Origin of the sequence: Marinifilum flexuosum, from assembly GCF_003610555.1 — a bacterium.
GTDB lineage: Bacteria > Bacteroidota > Bacteroidia > Bacteroidales > Marinifilaceae > Marinifilum > Marinifilum flexuosum.
This window is the reverse complement of sequence record NZ_RAPQ01000010.1, coordinates 490,472-508,858: the sequence shown is the minus strand read 5'-3', so window position 1 is coordinate 508,858 and position 18,387 is coordinate 490,472. Positions and strand designations below refer to the sequence as shown.

The window sequence follows — 18,387 nt, the reverse complement described above, 5'->3', positions numbered from 1 at the left end:
ATGCTTATGGAGTATACTTCGAGGTATCATTAAGCTGGTTCGAAGTTTCAAAATCAACCTTAAAGGTATGTGTGCGGTAAAAAAAGGCTTGAATTTCAAACATCGAGGTATCACAATCAAGCTTCGAGTAGTGTTGTTCATTCTTCAAGCTATCCCTATGAAGGAAAAAGGCTTCAAAAATAAAGCGAAACCCATGTGAATTGAGTTTCGCTTTTGGTGATTGTTAGATAAACCTATCTATTTGCTTGTTTCAGCCTCTTTTTTTTCTTCTTCTTTTTTCTTTCTGCCATGGGGAAAGAACTGTTTTAGTTCTTCATAAATAGGAATTGCACCTTGTTCTTGTTCTCCGGCAAGGTATCGCACTGCTCGGTAAAATGCCATGGTATCGTGGTAATTGTCGTTATCCAAAAGAATTTTAGTATCGCTCAATCTTCGTTGAATTAATTCAAGTTTTTGAATAATTTCTTCAATTTCATTTCGGGTTTTATAATCTCTTTCAAACTCAGCCATTTCTACAAACCGAGGAACCAAGTCAGGATTCTGATGCATGTAGGAGCGAGCTTTACCTACCAAAAGTTTATTGGCCTCGTTTATGGATCCCAAACTTGTTCTGTCTTCTAACGAAAGTTCAGGTGCATTTTTATTTGCCCAGGTCAGCAAAGCGTCTAAATGGGTGTTGGTTTCGGTTAATTCTTCCTCAGTGAAGACTACTTGAATAAGGTCATTATTTTTCATTTTGGATTATTTTAAAATGGTTGTTTGATTGTATTTTTTTCAGGTAGGAAATTAAACAAGCCCACTCTCAACTATTGAGAGTGGGCTTGTTTGTATTAATTCTTAATAAGTTATCCTTAATCCTTTTTACTTTTCAAATAGTAGGAGCATTTTGCTCTGGAATAATCTACAGGAATGCCTACGTTTTTTAATAAATTGATAGATCTATATACCGAACTTTTCGAAATGTGTAATTTGTTGGCAAGTTCCTCAGGAGTGCCAGTTCTTTCTTTTTCGATCAACTCCTTCAAATAAATCATTCGTTTCAGAAATTCTTCGTAGTTCATGCCTGCAGTGATGTGTTTTAGTTTTTGATGGTGTTTGGGTTATTTGTAATTGTTTATCTGTTTTAAATATTTCTCTTCAATGGGAATGTGTGAAAAGTTTTCCCAGAAACTATCATTAAAATCTCCAGTAAAAGCCTTGGTTTTCTCTACCATGAATAGTTTTTTCTCAGGAAGTTTTTCTCTGCTTTCTTGTAGTTCGTAGAGGCTGATTCTATGAGATCTTTCGTCCACTATGTTGGTAAAGTCAGTGTTTACATTACGGATATACCATTTGCTATTTTTTAGGAAGAAATTAATGTTTTTACCTCTGAATTTTGCAGAGCTTAAAGCAAAGGTTTCTGTGTCGATAAAAAGAGTGCCCTTATCGTATTTGTTGTTTTTGTTCGAAAAGCTAATAATGTAATTGTCTCTGTTGTTAAGGCTCGTGTAGCCTTTTAAATTAATATTATAATTCTGCAATTTCCTTTTGTTCAGAATGTCTTCTTTGTATTTAAAAAGATTATCCGAGCGCATTTTTGATAGAGCAATCAACCTGTGATTTTTAAATTCTTTTTCGCCGTACTTGTTTGTGGGCTTAATTCTGCATTTAATGACATTGAAAAGTGTATTGTGCGATTTGTTTGAGTACAAATCGAGATAATATTCTTCGATCATGAAAAGAGCCGAATCTTTGGAAGATAATATTCTGGTGAAAACCTTGTAGCGAACTGGCTCTATTTCATGATTTTCTTTAAGTCTTTCATAAAAGTGCTGAAGAATAGATTCAGCACTTAAGGCGCTAACCTTAACCTCTTGTATTTGATTGTCCTTTAATTGTAACTGAAAACTGTTGTTTTTGCTGATTCTCGCTTCCTTGCTCTTGTATTTTATGTGAGAAATTACAAGAACTGAATCGGCTTTGTGTGTGCAGGATAAATAGAATACACCATCGCAGTTGGTAATTGTGCCAATTTGTGGATTGCTTTTTAAATAAACATGAGCATTGGTTATGGGATTGTTGTTTACATCGCTTATGATACCTTGCACTAGTATGGTTTGGGAGTTTGCAATGAAATTAAATGTTATCAAGAATAAGGTTAGTAAAACTCTCATTGTGTTAACTTTTGAAGGGAAGAAGAAGTATTGACTTCTTCTTCCAATTGATTATATTTTTAAAGGACCACTATTACAACAGCTGCAACTTTAGCTGCTGTTTCTGCCCAACAGCCAGCTTTGCACCATCCTCTGCCTTTTTTCTTGCTTCCGTCTTTATTAGTAAATTCTTTTTGACATTCTGCAATGCAACTTCCTTTCGTTCTATGAGGACTTGTATCAATATTAATCCAAAAATTAGGGTCCAATGATGTATCGTTAATGATATTCTCACTGACTTCAAATTGAATGATTTTATCATTATTACCTATAGGTGTAGTGATTCTGGCTTTACCAAATACCTCTATGTTATCTTTTTGCACAGCTATGTCAATGATAGTAACTTCACATTCTCCTTCACAGTTTTGTGCTAGGTACTTATCAGGTATAGGTACATCAATAAATGCTACTTCAGGTGTGTTTGGTTCTTCCGAATCGTTGTCACAAGAATATGCGATAAGTAATACAAATGAAAGAGCTAGTAATAAAACTTTTTTCATGATTTTTCAATTTTAATTAGACAAAAAAATTAATTTTGCCCTTATCTCCTCGTACGAGATTTAGGGCTTGAGTTTTGAATGCGCATTGTTTATAACTCGAGGACTAATTTATGAAAGCTCGTCGCCATATTTTGGCGGTGAGCTTATTTAGAATTCTTCTGTTATGTATGATTGTTTTGTGCGCGAATAAATAATGGAGAAATGAGTTTCCTTTAAATTCTTTATTAAACGGGAAAGGCTCCGCTCTGAAATGTTTAATCTTTTGGCTAACTCTTTTGGTGTTCCTGTGTTCCCTTTCTCAATAAGCTCTTTAAGATATTCTGTTTTTTCTAATAATTCTAAATGTGTCATTTGGTTTTGATTAATTGGCATTTCTGTGATTTGTACTTATTAATTCCTTTTTTGTTAAAAAGGTAACCCTATAAATGAAGAAAAAATTGAAAATTATAGTAATTTATAATGTGAAGAGTGTTGTGGAATTGTTTTTAACACTATATTTTGACTAGTGTTTAGTGGGGATTGAGGATGATGTTTATTTTAGTTTCAACGAATAGTATTTGTTATTCTAAATAAAGTAGATGAAAATGTTTACTAAGCTTTAGTTTGTTTATTTTAAGTATTCTTTGCTGAAAATCGATCATTAATTTTCAAAATATATCTTTTTATGATCTTCAAGGAATAAACAAAAAATGGATTTTAACTGTTTAGATTTTACGAATGCCATTCAAGTACTTATGCGGTTGAATTATGAAGGATTCAAAACTTTCTTTCGCAAACGTATCCAAACCGAAATTTTTACGTTTCAGTTAATAAGGACTTGGAAGTATTTTATTGCAGCATATCAGTAAGATATTTAAATACTTTCTTATATTTGCACTTGATTTCAGAAGGGCTTGAGGGGGATGTATCACAAATTCTTATTTGCTTTGCAGAAACTGCAGGTTTTTTTACGACCTAACAAAGAATAGCTTCGAGGAGAAAATTGAATCTTACTGATATGTAACCACTGCTAATTCCGCGTAAGCGAATGAAATCGGTCAGGATCTAATATTTTGGTATTATGGCGAAAGAAGAACAAGATAAAATATTGAATGAGGTTACCGAGAGCGAATACAAATATGGCTTTGTAACCGACATTGAGAACGATGACATCGGTAAAGGTCTGAATGAGGATGTCATTCGCATGATTTCGGCTAAAAAGAAAGAGCCTAAGTTCATGCTTGATTTCAGATTGAAAGCATATCGTCATTGGAAAACAATGAAAATGCCAGAGTGGGCATATCTGGATATTCCTGAGATCGATTATCAGGATATCATTTACTATTCTACTCCTAAGCAAAAAGCAAAATTGGAGAGTATGGACGATGTTGATCCGGAAATTAGAGCTACTTTCGATAAGCTTGGTATTCCTTTGGATGAGCAAAAGATACTTGCCAATGTTGCGGTGGATGTTGTAATGGACTCTTCATCGGTGAAAACAACCTTTAAAGAAGCTTTGGCGGAAAAAGGAATTATTTTCTGTTCTTTTAGCGAAGCTGTTCAAGATCATCCAGACTTGATTCAAGAATACATGGGAACCGTTGTTCCAATTCAGGATAACTTTTTTGCAGCTTTAAACTCGGCTGTATTCTCCGATGGTTCGTTTGTATACATTCCTAAGGGTGTTCGTTGTCCAATGGAATTGTCAACTTACTTCCGTATCAATGCTGAAAATACGGGGCAGTTCGAGAGAACTTTGATTGTTTGTGAAGAGGAATCATACGTAAGTTACCTTGAAGGTTGTACTGCTCCTATGCGTGACGAGAATCAGCTGCATGCTGCTATCGTTGAAATTATCGTGAAAGATAATGCAGAGGTGAAGTATTCAACTGTTCAGAACTGGTATCCTGGTGATAAGAACGGTAAAGGTGGTATTTACAACTTTGTAACCAAGCGTGGTATTTGCGAAGGGGTTAACTCTAAACTGATGTGGGCTCAGGTTGAGACTGGATCAGCTGTAACCTGGAAATATCCTTCAACTATCCTTAAGGGAGATGGTTCGTCAAGTGAATTCTATTCGGTTGCAGTAACCAATAATCACCAGCAGGCCGACACAGGTACTAAAATGATTCACATTGGTAACAACACCAAGTCTACCATTATCTCGAAAGGGATTTCGGCAGGTAAGAGTAACAACTCTTATCGTGGATTGGTGAAGGTTTCTAAAAACTGTGAAGGTGCTCGTAACTTCTCACAGTGCGATTCGTTGCTATTGGGCGATAAATGTGGTGCACATACTTTCCCATATCTTGAAATTGGTAATCAATCTGCAAAGGTTGAGCATGAGGCTACAACTTCGAAAATTGGTGAAGACCAGATTTTCTATTGTAACCAACGTGGTATCAATACCGAAGATGCAATTGGTTTGATTGTAAACGGATATGCAAAAGAGGTAATCAACAAAATGCCAATGGAGTTTGCTGTTGAAGCACAAAAACTGCTTCAGATCAGTCTTGAAGGCTCTGTAGGATAATATATACAGACTATTTGCTATTGCGAGTAGCCTTTCTGCCAGTGAATATGTAACTGGTAAATTAATGAAGTAGTAATTGGCCTTTTAGTAGGCAAAAAGCTAAATATAGAGATGTTAAGCATTAAGAATTTACACGTTTCCATCGAAGGAAAAGATATCCTTAAAGGAATTAATCTGGATGTTAAGCCAGGCGAAGTTCACGCAATTATGGGACCTAATGGTGCTGGTAAGAGTACTCTTGCTTCAGTATTGGCAGGTAGAGATTTGTATAATGTTACAGAAGGAGAGGTTATTTTCCAAGGAAAAGACCTTTTAGATATGGAGCCAGAAGATCGTGCTAAAGAAGGTATTTTCTTAGGATTCCAATATCCAATCGAAATTCCTGGAGTTTCTACTGTAAACTTTATGAAGACTGCTGTTAATGAGCATCGAAAATACAAAGGATTGGATCCGTTGTCAGCTTCTGATTTCCTAAAATTAATGCGCGAGAAAAAATCATTGGTTGAAATTGACTCGAAATTGACGAACCGTTCGGTTAACGAAGGTTTCTCAGGAGGAGAGAAAAAGAAGAATGAGATTTTCCAGATGGCAATGCTTGAACCAAAATTAGCTGTTTTGGATGAAACCGATTCAGGTTTGGATATCGATGCTTTACGTGTTGTTGCAAATGGTGTGAACAAATTGAAGACTCGCGATAATGCAACAATTGTAATTACTCACTATCAGCGTTTGCTTGATTATATTGTACCTGATGTTGTTCATGTATTGTATAACGGACGTATTGTAAAAACTGCAGGTAAAGAGTTGGCTCTTGAACTGGAAGAAAAAGGATACGACTGGATTAAAGAAGAGAACGGAAAATAGTTGATAGTTAAGAGATCGGAGAAGAAGAGGGAATTGTCTCAATTCTCATATCTCAAATCTAATATCTAAAAAAAATGGCCGATATTAATACAATAAATAAGGATTTCGCTGATTTGTTTAATCAAGGAAATGAATTGTTGTTAGAAGGTTCGTCAGATGTTATGAACGAAACTCGCAAGAATGCATTTCAGGATTTCTCAAAATTAGGCGTGCCTACTCGTGCCAACGAGAATTACAAGTATACCAACTTGATTCCAGCTTTCGATCATCCATACAATGTAAATCTTAAATATCAGAATGTTGATGTTGATTTGAATGAGATTTTCCAGTGTGATGTGCCTGAACTGGATACCAATATGGTATTGTTAACAAATGGTTGGTACTACGGAAACAATAAAGAGTTAACTGAATTGCCAAAAGGAGTAATTGTTTGTGGTGTTCAGGAAGCTGCAGAAAAATATCCGGAAATATTTAATGCACACTATGGCAAATATGCCAAAACCGACGAGGATGGTATTGTTGCATTAAATACTTCATTGGCAAAAGATGGTTTTTTCATTTATGTGCCAAAAGGTGTTGTGATCGAAAAACCGATTCAGGTTGTAAACTTGCTTCGTTCGGATCGTGACCTAATGGCTACGCAAAGAAACTTAATTGTAGTTGAAGAAAATGCACAGGCAAAAATTATTGTTTGTGATCATACTTTAACTCACCATAAATATTTAACGAATTCGGTTACAGAGGTAAATGTTGCAAGAAATGCGATCTTCGATTTGTATACTTTGCAAAATCAGCATTTAAATTCTGTGATTTTGAATTCAACCTATATTCGTCAGGAAAGCAATTCAAATGTATTGTCGAATACTATTTCTCTATACGGAGGAACCATTCGCAACAATCATCATGTAATTTTAGATGAGGAGCATTGCGAGAACAATACTTTTGGTATGTATTTGATGGATCGCGATCAGCATGTAGATAACTTTACTTCGATTGATCACGCTAAGCCAAATTGTTTGAGTAATGAGCACTTTAAAGGTGTGATGGACGATCAGGCTTCTGGTGCTTTTGCCGGTAGAATTTTCGTAAGAAGAGATGCTCAGCAAACTCAGGCTTACCAGTCGAATAACAACTTGTTGCTTTCAAACGATGCGGTGATCAACACTAAACCACAATTGGTGATCGATGCTGATGATGTGAAATGTAGTCACGGAGCAACAGTGGGACAGATGGATGAGGATGCTTTGTTCTACTTGCGTGCAAGAGGTATCGATGAGAAAGAAGCTCGTCAGATGTTGATGTTTGCTTTTGCCCACGAAATTATCGAGAAAATCAGAGTTGAGCCTTTGAAAGAAAGAATCGACGAATTGGTTGATAAAAGATTACGTGGCGAAATCTCAAAATGTAATACTTGCGCAATAGCTTGCAATCACTAAAATAGCTAATGATATAGTAAAGACGTAGCATTGCTACGTCTCTACCATATAATAATATACAATGACGCTGGACATAAATAAAATACGTAAAGATTTTCCAATACTTCAGGAGAAAGTACATGGCAAAGATCTTGTGTACTTCGACAATGCTGCAACCACTCAAAAACCTACTCAGGTGATTGATGAAATGGTGAAGTATTATTACAAGTACAATTCAAATATTCATCGTGGAGTGCATTACTTAAGTAACAAATCCACCGATGGAAATGAGAATGCAAGAAAAATTGTACAAAACTTTATCAATGCGGAACATCTTCACGAAATCATTTTTACTAGAGGAACAACCGAATCGGTAAATCTTGTTGCCAATTCTTTTGCAGATAGATATATCGGTGAAGGTGATGAGGTGATTGTTTCCGAATTGGAGCATCATTCAAACATTGTTCCTTGGCAATTGGTTTGCGAAAAGAAAAAAGCAGTTCTGAAAGTACTGCCTTTTAATGATAATGGAGAGCTTTTGGTCGATCAGTTGGATGATTTGATTACCGATAGAACAAAGATTGTAGCTGTAAATCACATCTCAAATTCATTGGGAACCATTAATCCAATCCAGAAAATTATCGATATCGCTCATGCCAGAGGAGTTAAGGTTTTGGTAGATGCAGCTCAGTCGGTACAGCACTTAAAAATTGATGTTCAGGAATGGGATGTTGATTTCCTGGTTTTCTCTGGTCATAAATTGTATGGTCCAACCGGTATTGGTGTTTTGTATGGTAAAGAAGATTTGCTAAACGAGATGCCTCCATGGCAAGGTGGTGGTGAAATGATTAAGGAAGTTCGATTTGAAGGAACTACTTATAACGAATTGCCATTTAAATTTGAAGCGGGAACTCCTAATTATATCGATGCAATTGGTTTAGGCGCTGCAATTGAATATGTAGAAAATATTGGTCTTGATAATATTGATGCATACGAGCAGGAGCTTTTGGCCTATGCTACCGAAAAGTTATCAAGCATCGATGGCTTAAAAATATATGGAACTGCCGAGCACAAAACATCTGTAATTTCTTTCCTGGTTGATGGAATTCATTTCTACGACATGGGAATGCTTTTAGATCAGATGGGAATTGCGGTTCGAACAGGAACACATTGTACAGAACCGATAATGCAACACTTTGGAATCGACGGAACCGTTCGCGCATCCTTTTCTTTTTATAATACAAAGGAAGAAATCGACGCCCTTTATAATGGTATCCTAAAAGTTTGCAAAATGTTTGTACATTAGTGCCATCAAAATCAAAAGAGGAATAAGTAACAACTCTTTGCTTAAGTATTATTAGAGAGATGACAATAAACGAGATTCAGGAAGAAATTATTGAAGAATTTGCAGGATTTGAAGATTGGATGGACAAATATGCATATCTAATCGAGTTGGGAACCGATTTACAAGGATTGGAAGAACAGTATCAAACGGATCAGAACCTTATTAAAGGTTGTCAATCGAAAGTTTGGTTTAATGCAAGTTTGGAAGAAGGAAAAGTGAAGCTTGAAGCGGATAGTGATGCAATTATCGTAAAAGGGATTGCAGCTTTGTTAATTCGTGTATTCAATAACCAAACTCCTGAGGATATCATGAATGCTGATTTGAACTTTATTGATGAAATTGGTTTGAAACAGCATCTTTCACCAACCAGATCAAATGGTTTGGTATCAATGGTGAAGCAAATTAAGATGTACGGAATTGCTTTCAATCATGTAAAATAAAATACAAGATGGGAAAAAAGGAAACAGAAGGAATAATCGTTGAGGTTTTAAAAACCATTTACGATCCGGAGATCCCGGTAAATATCTACGACCTGGGATTAATTTATGAGATTGATTTCTATGAAGAAGATGAGGTGAAGGTATTGATGACTCTTACTGCTCCTAACTGTCCAATGGCTGATCAGATTTTGGAAGAGGTGAATGATAAAATTAAAGCCTTACCAATGATCGATGATGTTACGGTTGTTCTTACATTCGATCCACCGTGGGACAAGGATATGATGACTGAAGAAGCAAAACTTGAACTGGGTTTTCTTTAAAATATTTTCAAAAGGACTGTTTCTACAGTCCTTTTTTGTATTTATGCATATATTAAAATGTAATGTAAAGACAAAGTACTGCTTTGTCTCTCCAAATCTAAACCATTGAATCTAACTCTTACAGCAAAATCAAATCTTATAAAATCCAAGGCAAAAGAATTTGGATTGGATTTGTGTGGGATTGTAAAGGCTGATTTTTTGGAGGATGAAAAAGAAAATTTTCTTTCATGGTTGGATAAAGGCTACCATGGCGAAATGGGATACATGGCCAACAATGTCGAAAAGCGTTTGGATCCGCGATTGTTAGTTGAAAATACAAAGTCTATTGTTGTAGTTGGCTTAAATTATTTCCCGAAAGAGCAACAAAAAGATCCGGAAGCACCAGTAATTGCAAAATATGCTTACGGTAAAGATTATCATTTTGTACTAAAGGACAGATTAAATCAGTTGTTTGAATACATCAATACGGAAATCGGAGAGGTTTCGGGACGTGCTTTTGTTGATTCGGCTCCCGTACTCGAACATGCCTGGGCCAAAAAAGCCGGCTTGGGTTGGATAGGGAAAAATTCATTGCTGATTAACCGAAAAATGGGTTCCTTCCTTTTCTTGGGAGAATTATTGCTGGATATGGAGCTGGAATATGAAAATCCAACTTATGCAGATTTTTGTGGAGGATGCAATCGGTGCGTTCGATCTTGCCCTACAGGAGCAATCACCGAACCATACGTGGTGAATGGAAGCAAATGCATTTCTTATTATACCATCGAATTAAAAGGAGATATTCCGGAAGAGGCAAAAGGAAAATTTGAAAACAGAGTGTTTGGCTGCGATATCTGTCAGGATGTTTGTCCTTGGAACAGAATGTCAAAACCTCATAGTGTTACAGATTTTGAACCAAATCCTGATTTGCTAAGCATGTCAAAAGAAGATTGGCAGGATATGAATGCTCATAAATTCGGAGAAATATTTCGAAATTCAGCGGTCAAGAGAACAAAATTTAAAGGAATAAAGAGAAATCTTGATTTTTTAAAGGGGGAATAACTTTGTTTTGTAATGGTATAATATTGATGCATGGTATTTTATAATCATTATTTTCATGCTTCTGTACGGAGCACATCATGATATAAACGTTATTTTCACACTCCTATACGGGCCATATTATAATACAAGCATTATATTTATATTCCTATACGATTCATATCATTATATGAAAATTACTTTCATGCATCTGTACGGATGATACGATTATATGATTCAAATAATCGTAAAACTTTATGGACTATTGTGTTTTCTATACATTATTTTCATAAATCTGCTTATGGTCCAATTGGTATGATATGCTTAGAAACGGTTTGAATTTGTTTTTTTCTTACTTTTATGTGTCAATTTAAAACAGTTTCTCAATGCAGCATAATATATATCAGCTACAAGCTTTCGATAATACTCAACTTTTTGCACAGGAGTTCCTCCCCAATGAGGATACAAAAGCTGTAATTGTTTTGGTGCATGGTATTGGAGAACATAGTACCAGGTATCAGCATTGGGCAGAAAAGTTTGTGAGTAAGAGAATTGCCGTATTTACTTACGATCAAAGAGGTCATGGATTATCAGAAGGGAAAAGAGGAGTAATTTCATCCTATGACGATTTTATGAATGATATCGACTTGGTTTTAAATACAGCAGAGAAGAAATATCCAAATCTACCATTGATATTATATGGACATAGTATGGGAGGAGGTGAGGTGTTGAATCATCTGCTAAAAAGAAATAACAAATATGTGGGTGTTATTTCCACTTCACCCTGGATCATTTCTCAAGCTTCTCCACCCAAAATAGTGATTCCATTGTTGAGATTTTTGAATCGCTTGATTCCGAAATTCAGTATCAAGACAAAATTTGATTCAAACTTGCTTTCTCACAATCCAGAGGTTTGTCGCCAATACGATGAAGATGAGTTGGTTCATCATTGGGTATCCTTTCGTTTGTTTGTGGAAGCGTATGATGCTGGCTATTTTGTATACAATTCCGTTGAAAATATTAATAAGCCATTGTTGTTAATTCATGGCGATGAAGATGAAATTACCAACTCTAAGGCAAGCAAAATTTTTGCAGATAAAAATCAGGAAAACTGTACCTTTAAATTATGGAAGAAAGGCTATCATGAATTGCACAATGAACCTTTTAATAACGAAGTTTTCGAATACATTTGCGATTGGATATATAAACTGCTGAAGAAATAAAGATATCATGGATCAATTCAGAACAATTGTAGAAATACCTGAATCAGATTTTAAAATTTCCTATCACTCTAAAATTTTAATGTTGGGTTCGTGTTTTGTTGAAAATGTTGGAAATTTACTGGTTCAAAATAAATTCAACACAACTGTAAATCCATTTGGAGTAATCTACAACCCAATTAGTGTGGGCAATAGTATTCAGTTGTTGATCGACAATAAGGAGTTTACAGAAGATGATCTGAATTTTGCGAATGATTTATACTTTAGCTATTCTCACCATGGAAGTTTTTCATCAACATCTTCCGAAGAATGTTTGAAAAGTATTAATACTGCCATGCAATCAGCTTCATTAGATTTGGCTACCGCCGATGTTTTATTCATTACATTCGGTACTTCTTGGGTTTATGAATTAATCGATTCGGGTAAAGTTGTATCCAATTGTCATAAGCAGTCGGCCAAATCGTTTAATCGATATCGTCTGGAAGTAGATGAAATTGTTCGATTTTATAAAGATTTAATTTTATCCTTATCTCTTTTTAACCCTCACCTGAAAATTGTTTTTACTGTAAGCCCAATTCGGCACTGGAAAGATGGAGCCCACGGAAATCAATTAAGTAAGTCAACCTTGCTCTTGGCGGTTGATCAGCTGGTGCAACTATTCGATCATGTAAGCTATTTTCCTTCTTACGAGATTGTGATGGATGAATTGAGAGATTATCGATTTTATCATGAAGACATGATTCATATGAATTCGACTTCGGTAAATTATATTTGGTCACGATTTTCTGATGTTTTCATGGGGAAAGAGACTGTGGATTACATGAAGAAAATTAGAAAAATGATTTCAGCTGCGGAACATCGTCCTTTTAATCCAGATTCTGAATCGCATCAAAAGTTTATTCAAAAAACCATTTCCGGGATGGAAATCCTTGAGAAACAATTGCCAAACCTGTCCTTTGATTTGGAAAGAAAGGTGATCCGAAAAAATCTTCAAAATTAAGTTGGACTTTCTCATCTAAATTTTGTAATTTGTTTTCCCCTTTCCACATAAAAAAATAGCTACTGATTTTCAGGCAGCTATTTCTTTTTGTAAAAAAACCTGAGGTTTTGATTTGGAAATCTGGGAAAGTATGCGTTATCTTTGCACCCGCTTTACAACGGTATGGCGATAGGGAAGACATGATGGAGAGGGGTGGTTTTGCCACGATTTTGCATGATGTTTTTTCGTTTTGAAATTTTTTAATTTTTTTTCAAAAGCATTTGGAATTGTAGAAGTAATTTATTTATCTTTGCAGCCGCTTTTGACAGGGATAGCGATTCTTTGGAGCACTAGTATCTATGAGGCTTTCGAAAGGATTTAAATCTTAAAAAAGTTTTAAAAATGATTTGCAAAATTAAATAAAAAGTGTTTATCTTTGCAGCCGCTTCTTCAACGGGAGGAGTTAGAAAGAGTTTTGGGAGTGTAGTTGATGATTTGATGGAAATCACGACTTGAAAAAAAACTTCAAAAATATTTCAAATTTTATTTGGAATTTGGATGTAGTTTTATTTATCTTTGCACTCGCTTTTCCGCCTGATTTTTTCGGGTGAATAACTAAGGAAAAACAGAACGATACGTTCTTTGAAAATATTGAAAACAAGAAGTTAGGTAAATACAAGAATAAAACCTTGTCAATTAAAAATTACCATTAAACTTTGATAATCTGAATGAGACAGAATTTATAAAAACTTTTATACAACGAAGAGTTTGATCCTGGCTCAGGATGAACGCTAGCGACAGGCCTAACACATGCAAGTCGAGGGGTAACGATGGTGCTTGCACCAGGCGACGACCGGCGCACGGGTGAGTAACGCGTATGCAACCTGCCTTGTACAGGGGGATAGCCCGGAGAAATCCGGATTAATACCGCATAACAATCATTTTTCGCATGGGAGATGATTTAAACCTTTGGGGGTACAAGATGGGCATGCGTAGCATTAGTTAGTTGGTGAGGTAACGGCTCACCAAGACGATGATGCTTAGGGGGTCTGAGAGGATAGTCCCCCACACTGGTACTGAGACACGGACCAGACTCCTACGGGAGGCAGCAGTGAGGAATATTGGTCAATGGGCGAAAGCCTGAACCAGCCATGTCGCGTGCAGGATGACGGCCCTATGGGTTGTAAACTGCTTTTTTACGGGAATAAACTTCTCTACGTGTAGGGAACTGAAGGTACCGTATGAATAAGGATCGGCTAACTCCGTGCCAGCAGCCGCGGTAATACGGAGGATTCGAGCGTTATCCGGATTTATTGGGTTTAAAGGGTCCGTAGGCGGGCGATTAAGTCAGTGGTGAAATCTCACAGCTCAACTGTGAAACTGCCATTGATACTGGTTGTCTTGAATTTAGTTGAGGTGGGCGGAATACGTTATGTAGCGGTGAAATGCATAGATATAACGTAGAACACCGATTGCGAAGGCAGCTCACTAAGCTACTATTGACGCTGATGGACGAAAGCGTGGGGAGCGAACAGGATTAGATACCCTGGTAGTCCACGCCGTAAACGATGATTACTCGTTGTGCGCGATACACAGTGCGCGACTGAGCGAAAGCATTAAGTAATCCACCTGGGGAGTACGTTGGCAACAATGAAACTCAAAGGAATTGACGGGGGCCCGCACAAGCGGAGGAACATGTGGTTTAATTCGATGATACGCGAGGAACCTTACCTGGGCTTAAATGCAGTTTGACCGATCTGGAAACGGATCTTCTCTTCGGAGCAAATTACAAGGTGCTGCATGGTTGTCGTCAGCTCGTGCCGTGAGGTGTCGGGTTAAGTCCCATAACGAGCGCAACCCCTATCGTTAGTTGCTAGCAGGTAATGCTGAGGACTCTAGCGAGACTGCCACCGTAAGGTGAGAGGAAGGTGGGGATGACGTCAAATCAGCACGGCCCTTACGTCCAGGGCTACACACGTGTTACAATGGCTAGTACAAAGGGCAGCTACCTGGTGACAGGATGCTAATCTCAAAAGCTAGTCTCAGTTCGGATCGGAGTCTGCAACTCGACTCCGTGAAGTTGGATTCGCTAGTAATCGTATATCAGCAATGATACGGTGAATACGTTCCCGGGCCTTGTACACACCGCCCGTCAAGCCATGGAAGCCGAGGGGACCTGAAGTTCGTAACCGCAAGGAGCGACCTAGGGTAAAATTGGTAACTGGGGCTAAGTCGTAACAAGGTAGCCGTACCGGAAGGTGTGGCTGGAACACCTCCTTTCTAGAGATTTAGAATATCGACAATAGGTTTATGGTAACAGACAGGTTTCATTACTGTTTTGCCTAACTTTTTACTTGTTTTCATTTAATATACCATAACCCATAGCGTTAGGGTGTTTAAGACCGCTAGCATATGGATTATTAATTTAGTCCTGTAGCTCAGTTGGTTAGAGCACTACACTGATAATGTAGGGGTCCGCAGTTCAAATCTGCGCAGGACTACAATAATGCTTATGGGGGATTAGCTCAGCTGGCTAGAGCGCTTGCCTTGCACGCAAGAGGTCATCGGTTCGACTCCGATATTCTCCACATAATACGATGGTGTATTAAAGTTCTTTGACATGTTGAAAGTAGTAAAGTAGAAGTAACCAAAAAGTAAAGAAACAACGATTGATTTCGTGATGAAAGTTTATACTTTTATTGGCACAAAAAGAAGTAATTAAGGGCGTATGGCGGATGCCTAGGCTCTCAGAGGCGATGAAGGACGTGATAAGCTGCGATAAGCTACGGTGAGGTGCAAATAACCATTAATCCGTAGATTTCCGAATGGGGCAACCCACTCAGCAATGAGTATCCGAAAGGAGGCAAACCCGGAGAACTGAAACATCTAAGTAACCGGAGGAGAAGAAAACAAAAGTGATTCCCCTAGTAGTGGCGATCGAACGGGGATTAGCCCAAACCATTATTGTTTCGGCAATGGTGGGGTTGTAGGACTATAATATGATGATCGGCGTGAAGTGGAAGTGTTTGGAAAGACATACCATAGAGAGTGATAGTCTCGTACACGTAAGCAAAGTGAATCTAGTAGTATCCTGAGTAGCGCGGAACACGAGGAATTCTGTGTGAATCTGCCAGGACCATCTGGTAAGGCTAAATACTCCTGAGAGACCGATAGTGAACAAGTACCGTGAGGGAAAGGTGAAAAGCACCTCGAACAGAGGAGTGAAAGAGTACCTGAAACCGTACGCCTACAAGCGGTAGGAGCACCTATATGGTGTGACTGCGTGCCTTTTGCATAATGAGCCTACGAGTTACTCCTCACTAGCGAGATTAAGCACTTCAGGTGCGTAGTCGAAGCGAAAGCGAGTCTGAATAGGGCGTAAAGTTAGTGGGGGTAGACGCGAAACTTGGTGATCTACCCATGGTCAGGCTGAAGCTCTGTTAAACCAGAGTGGAGGGCCCAACCGTCACACGTTGAAAAGTGTTCGGATGAACTGTGGGTAGGGGTGAAAGGCCAATCAAACTGAGAAATAGCTCGTACTCCCCGAAATGCATTTAGGTGCAGCGTCAGAGTCGAGAGTTATAGAGGTAGAGCTACTGATTGGATGCGAGGGCTTCGCCGCCTATCAAATCCAGACAAACTCCGAATGCTATAACTTATATCTGGCAGTGAGCCTGTGGGTGCTAAGGTCCACAGACGAGAGGGAAAGAACCCAGACCATCAGCTAAGGTCCCCAAGTGTATGTTAAGTTGAACAAACGAGGTGAGATTGCTTAGACAGCTAGGATGTTGGCTTGGAAGCAGCCATTCATTTAAAGAGTGCGTAACAGCTCACTAGTCGAGCGATCTTGCGTGGATGATAATCGGGCATAAATATACCACCGAAGCTATGGATTTAGAATTTATTCTAACTGGTAGGGGAGCATTCTAACGGCGCAGAAGCAGTATGGTAATGTATTGTGGAGCTTTTAGAAAAGCAAATGTAGGCATAAGTAACGATAATGCGGGCGAGAAACCCGCACGCCAATAGACTAAGGTTTCCTGATCAACGCTAATCGGATCAGGGTAAGTCGGGACCTAAGGGGTAGCCGAAGGGCGAACTCGATGGACAACCGGTTAATATTCCGGTACTTTCTATTACTGCGATGGGGTGACGAAGAGATGACAACGCCGCGAACTGACGGAATAGTTCGTTGAAGGACGTATGCTATGAGACTTGTAGGTAAATCCGCAAGTTGAGCTGAAATCTGATAGTACAGCAATGCTACGGCAGCGCTGATAGTGCGTGTAATTTTACTTCCAAGAAAAACCTCTAAGCTTCAGGTAATAGAGACCCGTACCACAAACGGACACACGTAGTCAAGTAGAGAATACTAAGGCGCTCGAGTGATTCATGGCTAAGGAACTCGGCAAAATGGTCCTGTAACTTCGGGAGAAAGGACGCCTCTTTCGGGAGGCCGCAGTGAAATGGCCCAGGCGACTGTTTACCAAAAACACATGGCTTTGCAAAATCGAAAGATGAAGTATAAGGCCTGACACCTGCCCGGTGCTGGAAGGTTAAGTGGAGGGCTTAGCGTAAGCGAAGGTCTGAAATGAAGCCCCAGTAAACGGCGGCCGTAACTATAACGGTCCTAAGGTAGCGAAATTCCTTGTCGGGTAAGTTCCGACCTGCACGAATGGTGTAACGATCTGGGCACTGTCTCAGCCATGAGCTCGGTGAAATTGTAGTATCGGTGAAGATGCCGATTACCCGCAACGGGACGGAAAGACCCCGTGAACCTTTACTGCAGCTTCACATTGATTTTGGGTAAGTGATGTGTAGGATAGGACGGAGACTATGAAGCGGTATCGCCAGGTATCGTGGAGTCATCCTTGAAATACGTCCCTTTGCTTATCTGAAGTCTAACGTCTAACGACGGACAGTGTGTGGTGGGTAGTTTGACTGGGGTGGTCGCCTCCAAAAGAGTAACGGAGGCTTCTAAAGGTACCCTCAAGACGTTTGGTAATCGTCTGAAGAGTGCAATGGCACAAGGGTGCTTGACTGTGAGACATACAGGTCGAGCAGGTACGAAAGTAGAGCATAGTGATCCGGTGGTTCCGTATGGAAGGGCCATCGCTCAAAGGATAAAAGGTACTCCGGGGATAACAGGCTGATCGCTCCCAAGAGCTCATATCGACGGAGCGGTTTGGCACCTCGATGTCGGCTCGTCACATCCTGGGGCTGGAGAAGGTCCCAAGGGTTGGGCTGTTCGCCCATTAAAGTGGCACGCGAGCTGGGTTCAGAACGTCGTGAGACAGTTCGGTCCCTATCTGTTGTGGGCGTTGGAAATTTGCGAGGATCTGACTCTAGTACGAGAGGACCGGGTTGGACTAACCTCTAGTGTATCTGTTGTGGCGCCAGCTGCATAGCAGAGTAGCTACGTTGGGCAGGGATAAGTGCTGAAAGCATCTAAGCACGAAGCCTACCTCAAGATGAGATTTCCTTTAAGGGTCGTTAGAGACGATAACGTTGATAGGTTGCAGATGTAAAGGCGGTAACGTCAAAGTCGAGCAATACTAATTACCCGAAAGCTTCTGAGTGGCG

At 38.8% G+C, this 18,387-nt stretch carries 14 protein-coding genes, 2 tRNA genes and 2 rRNA genes; 13 read left to right on the top strand and 5 right to left on the bottom strand.

The features are described 5' to 3' along the window. Nucleotides 1–237: 237 nt before the first annotated feature. From BXY64_RS15375 to BXY64_RS15355, 5 genes are all read right to left on the bottom strand, one after another. A complete protein-coding gene (locus BXY64_RS15375; RefSeq protein ID WP_120240865.1) occupies nt 238–735 on the bottom strand; it encodes a hypothetical protein in 498 nt (165 codons plus the stop codon). 116 nt (nt 736–851) lie between these two features. Further along, nucleotides 852–1,061 carry an HTH domain-containing protein gene (locus tag BXY64_RS15370; protein WP_120240864.1) on the bottom strand — a complete coding sequence of 70 codons (210 nt, stop codon included), beginning with the start codon at nt 1,059–1,061 and terminating at the stop codon, nt 852–854. Nucleotides 1,062–1,100: 39 nt separating this feature from the next. Further along, nucleotides 1,101–2,153, bottom strand: coding sequence for a carboxypeptidase-like regulatory domain-containing protein (locus BXY64_RS15365; protein ID WP_120240863.1), 1,053 nt, complete (start codon nt 2,151–2,153; stop codon nt 1,101–1,103). A 59-nt stretch (nt 2,154–2,212) separates the two neighbouring features. Then, nucleotides 2,213–2,692 (bottom strand): hypothetical protein, encoded by a 480-nt coding sequence (locus BXY64_RS15360; protein WP_120240862.1) that lies wholly within the window; start codon nt 2,690–2,692, stop codon nt 2,213–2,215. A gap of 147 nt (nt 2,693–2,839) precedes the next feature. Then, nucleotides 2,840–3,043 carry an HTH domain-containing protein gene (locus BXY64_RS15355; protein WP_170150680.1) on the bottom strand — a complete coding sequence of 68 codons (204 nt, stop codon included), beginning with the start codon at nt 3,041–3,043 and terminating at the stop codon, nt 2,840–2,842. Between the two features lie 709 nt (nt 3,044–3,752). On the opposite strand from BXY64_RS15355, the gene sufB reads away from it, so the two are divergent. The 13 genes from sufB (at nt 3,753) to BXY64_RS15290 (ending at nt 18,383) form a co-directional block, all read left to right on the top strand. After that, nucleotides 3,753–5,204 (top strand): Fe-S cluster assembly protein SufB, encoded by a 1,452-nt coding sequence (gene sufB / locus BXY64_RS15350; protein ID WP_120240860.1) that lies wholly within the window; start codon nt 3,753–3,755, stop codon nt 5,202–5,204. Between the two features lie 111 nt (nt 5,205–5,315). Next, nucleotides 5,316–6,068 carry a Fe-S cluster assembly ATPase SufC gene (sufC, locus tag BXY64_RS15345; protein ID WP_120240859.1) on the top strand — a complete coding sequence of 251 codons (753 nt, stop codon included), beginning with the start codon at nt 5,316–5,318 and terminating at the stop codon, nt 6,066–6,068. A gap of 74 nt (nt 6,069–6,142) precedes the next feature. Next, entirely contained in the window at nt 6,143–7,504 is a 1,362-nt protein-coding gene (sufD, locus tag BXY64_RS15340) for a Fe-S cluster assembly protein SufD (protein WP_120240858.1), read from the top strand. 61 nt (nt 7,505–7,565) lie between these two features. Then, nucleotides 7,566–8,789 carry a cysteine desulfurase gene (locus tag BXY64_RS15335; RefSeq protein ID WP_211334511.1) on the top strand — a complete coding sequence of 408 codons (1,224 nt, stop codon included), beginning with the start codon at nt 7,566–7,568 and terminating at the stop codon, nt 8,787–8,789. Nucleotides 8,790–8,848: 59 nt separating this feature from the next. Next, entirely contained in the window at nt 8,849–9,268 is a 420-nt protein-coding gene (locus tag BXY64_RS15330) for a SufE family protein (protein WP_120240857.1), read from the top strand. Between the two features lie 8 nt (nt 9,269–9,276). Then, nucleotides 9,277–9,588: a metal-sulfur cluster assembly factor gene (locus BXY64_RS15325; RefSeq protein WP_120240856.1), complete on the top strand. Its 312-nt coding sequence runs from the start codon at nt 9,277–9,279 to the stop codon at nt 9,586–9,588. A 105-nt stretch (nt 9,589–9,693) separates the two neighbouring features. After that, nucleotides 9,694–10,629, top strand: coding sequence for a tRNA epoxyqueuosine(34) reductase QueG (gene queG, locus BXY64_RS15320; protein ID WP_120240855.1), 936 nt, complete (start codon nt 9,694–9,696; stop codon nt 10,627–10,629). A gap of 362 nt (nt 10,630–10,991) precedes the next feature. Then, the gene (locus BXY64_RS15315) at nt 10,992–11,828 is read left to right on the top strand and encodes an alpha/beta hydrolase (RefSeq protein WP_120240854.1); all 837 of its coding nucleotides are present in this window, start codon (nt 10,992–10,994) and stop codon (nt 11,826–11,828) included. Nucleotides 11,829–11,835: 7 nt separating this feature from the next. Then, nucleotides 11,836–12,825 (top strand): GSCFA domain-containing protein, encoded by a 990-nt coding sequence (locus BXY64_RS15310; protein WP_120240853.1) that lies wholly within the window; start codon nt 11,836–11,838, stop codon nt 12,823–12,825. Between the two features lie 735 nt (nt 12,826–13,560). Next, nucleotides 13,561–15,084: ribosomal RNA gene (locus BXY64_RS15305) — 16S ribosomal RNA — on the top strand. Between the two features lie 147 nt (nt 15,085–15,231). Next, nucleotides 15,232–15,305 (top strand) — tRNA-Ile (locus tag BXY64_RS15300). Nucleotides 15,306–15,318: 13 nt separating this feature from the next. Beyond that, nucleotides 15,319–15,392: transfer RNA gene (locus BXY64_RS15295), tRNA-Ala, on the top strand. Nucleotides 15,393–15,512: 120 nt separating this feature from the next. Then, nucleotides 15,513–18,383 (top strand): 23S ribosomal RNA (locus BXY64_RS15290). Together the 16S and 23S rRNA genes with 2 tRNA genes alongside form the textbook arrangement of a ribosomal RNA operon. Nucleotides 18,384–18,387 lie beyond the last annotated feature (4 nt).

What these genes read in the sequence shown, in the direction of transcription:
- BXY64_RS15375 (WP_120240865.1), bottom strand. Translation starts at nt 735, where the DNA reads ATGAAAAATAATGACCTTATTCAAGTAGTCTTCACTGAGGAAGAATTA.
- BXY64_RS15370 (WP_120240864.1), bottom strand. Translation starts at nt 1,061, where the DNA reads ATGAACTACGAAGAATTTCTGAAACGAATGATTTATTTGAAGGAGTTG.
- BXY64_RS15365 (WP_120240863.1), bottom strand. Translation starts at nt 2,153, where the DNA reads ATGAGAGTTTTACTAACCTTATTCTTGATAACATTTAATTTCATTGCA.
- BXY64_RS15360 (WP_120240862.1), bottom strand. Translation starts at nt 2,692, where the DNA reads ATGAAAAAAGTTTTATTACTAGCTCTTTCATTTGTATTACTTATCGCA.
- BXY64_RS15355 (WP_170150680.1), bottom strand. Translation starts at nt 3,043, where the DNA reads ATGACACATTTAGAATTATTAGAAAAAACAGAATATCTTAAAGAGCTT.
- sufB (WP_120240860.1), top strand. Translation starts at nt 3,753, where the DNA reads ATGGCGAAAGAAGAACAAGATAAAATATTGAATGAGGTTACCGAGAGC.
- sufC (WP_120240859.1), top strand. Translation starts at nt 5,316, where the DNA reads ATGTTAAGCATTAAGAATTTACACGTTTCCATCGAAGGAAAAGATATC.
- sufD (WP_120240858.1), top strand. Translation starts at nt 6,143, where the DNA reads ATGGCCGATATTAATACAATAAATAAGGATTTCGCTGATTTGTTTAAT.
- BXY64_RS15335 (WP_211334511.1), top strand. Translation starts at nt 7,566, where the DNA reads ATGACGCTGGACATAAATAAAATACGTAAAGATTTTCCAATACTTCAG.
- BXY64_RS15330 (WP_120240857.1), top strand. Translation starts at nt 8,849, where the DNA reads ATGACAATAAACGAGATTCAGGAAGAAATTATTGAAGAATTTGCAGGA.
- BXY64_RS15325 (WP_120240856.1), top strand. Translation starts at nt 9,277, where the DNA reads ATGGGAAAAAAGGAAACAGAAGGAATAATCGTTGAGGTTTTAAAAACC.
- BXY64_RS15315 (WP_120240854.1), top strand. Translation starts at nt 10,992, where the DNA reads ATGCAGCATAATATATATCAGCTACAAGCTTTCGATAATACTCAACTT.
- BXY64_RS15310 (WP_120240853.1), top strand. Translation starts at nt 11,836, where the DNA reads ATGGATCAATTCAGAACAATTGTAGAAATACCTGAATCAGATTTTAAA.